The organism is Streptomyces sp. NPDC030165 (genome assembly GCF_055573595.1).
In genome coordinates this window covers 1-1,590 of sequence record NZ_JBVIBD010000059.1, presented here as the reverse complement: position 1 = coordinate 1,590, position 1,590 = coordinate 1, and the positions used below count along the sequence as shown (strand labels likewise).

General features: G+C 70.2%; 4 protein-coding genes. All 4 read left to right on the top strand.

From position 1 onward, the window contains the following. Nucleotides 1–214: 214 nt before the first annotated feature. Genes ACZ4Z1_RS41995 through ACZ4Z1_RS41980 form a run of 4 tightly spaced genes read left to right on the top strand, consistent with a single transcriptional unit; the run spans nt 215 to nt 1,357 of the window. Nucleotides 215–748, top strand: coding sequence for a hypothetical protein (locus ACZ4Z1_RS41995; RefSeq protein ID WP_468491989.1), 534 nt, complete (start codon nt 215–217; stop codon nt 746–748). Further along, nucleotides 745–948 carry a hypothetical protein gene (locus tag ACZ4Z1_RS41990; protein WP_468491988.1) on the top strand — a complete coding sequence of 68 codons (204 nt, stop codon included), beginning with the start codon at nt 745–747 and terminating at the stop codon, nt 946–948. The genes ACZ4Z1_RS41995 and ACZ4Z1_RS41990 overlap by 4 nt, the downstream gene beginning before the upstream one ends. An 11-nt stretch (nt 949–959) precedes the next feature. Further along, a complete protein-coding gene (locus ACZ4Z1_RS41985; protein WP_468491987.1) occupies nt 960–1,151 on the top strand; it encodes a hypothetical protein in 192 nt (63 codons plus the stop codon). 14 nt (nt 1,152–1,165) lie between these two features. Continuing rightward, nucleotides 1,166–1,357, top strand: coding sequence for a hypothetical protein (locus ACZ4Z1_RS41980; protein ID WP_468491986.1), 192 nt, complete (start codon nt 1,166–1,168; stop codon nt 1,355–1,357). The last annotated feature ends 233 nt before the right edge of the window (nt 1,358–1,590 follow it).

Sequence of the window (1,590 nt, the reverse complement as noted above, 5' to 3'; positions counted from 1 at the left end):
GAACAGAGCCTGCACGGCACGGAACAGGCACCGAACAGCGACGGAACAGCCCACGGAACAGCTCCGACCTCATGGAACAGCGCGAATGTCCTGTTCCGCCGGCGGAACAGCGCCACTCCAGATCCGTAACGCGCGCGCGAGAGCGACCCACGGAACAGCGACGGAACAGCACACCGAACAGCGAGGAACAAACCACCAGATAACGGAGGACGACATGACCTTCGATCCACCCCGCTACACCTGGACCGCGACCACCGCCCGAGAAGCCTCGGGGGCACTGCAGGCGGCCACCGATCTCCTCGATGCGCACATCGGAACTCTCAGGCTCTCGGTGTCCGGCGGGGAGAGTCGGCACGAGACGGAACGCCGCACGCCCGTGCGGCTGGAGGTCAGCCTCGACCTCGGCACGGCCGCCGAGTGCATCAACGCCGCGCGCACTGCGCTCACCGAGACGCCTCCGCTGCCTGCATGGCCGCTGGCCGAAGAGCCGGAACCGGGACCGAAGCTGGGCATGTACGAAGCGCGGGGGCTGATGTGGGACTTGATCCTCCAGTTCGCCGAAGAAGGGCGGCGGCGGATCGGCCCCAAGGACTTCACCGCACACCTGCTCCGGCTGACGCGCTCCCGCCCCTGGGTGGTAGCCGAGCTGCAACGCCTGGTCGCGGACGGCGCCATCGAAGCCGGCGGCTGTGGCGAGTACCTGCTCAACGGGAGCAACTTCACCGATCGCCGGCCGGAGGCGCCGTGAAGCTGGCCCACACCATCGTCGACACGCTCATCTTCGTGATCCACGCCGGGGCCCTCGGCCTCGCCCTATGGATCTTCGGCAGCAGTCTGCCCGGCCCCGCCATGGTCCTGCTGATCTGCCTGACCGCCGCCGCCGATCTGGCCGTCACCGTCCCGCTGGGGCGGCTCGCCAACACCATCCGCGCCAACACCCGCCTGTAGGAGGCCCGCCCATGTTCCGAGGAAGCGCCCGAGAGCTGCGCAAACGAGAGCAGCAGGCCGCCGCATACGCGGCGCAGATCACCGAACTCCTCAACAAGATCGACGACCTGAAGTGCGGAGCGATCCTCTTCCACCCCGGCACGCTCGCCGGCCCCGGCTTCACGATCCGCCGCCTCCGCGACCGCTGGACCCTCAACGCCTGACCGAAAGGACCCTCATGCCCCGCTTCCGCCGCACCGACGACACCCCCGAGGGCCGCGAGTTGACGGCCGCCCGTGATGCGCTCGCCGCCGATCCCGTCAACCGCGGGGAGCTCGGCCTCGTCGACGAAGACTCGTCCGCCGGCCGGGCGAACCTCGCCGCGCAGGACCGCCTGCGTGGCGCCGAGCGGGCGTATCGCAACCGATGACCGACGGCCCCCGATCCGCCGGTCGCGTACCGGCGGTGAGGGGGACGTCGGGCAGCCCGCCCGACGCCAACCCGAAGGAGATCCCATGGACACCATCAACCGGCGCGAGCCCGGCGAGCAGATCGCCGCGGCCATCCCCCGGGTCCCCGGCCAGCAGATGCGCGCGTACAGCGATGACGGTGGCGTGGTCATCGACGTGGCCGTGCAGGCCATCGCTCGCCGCCACGCCTGCG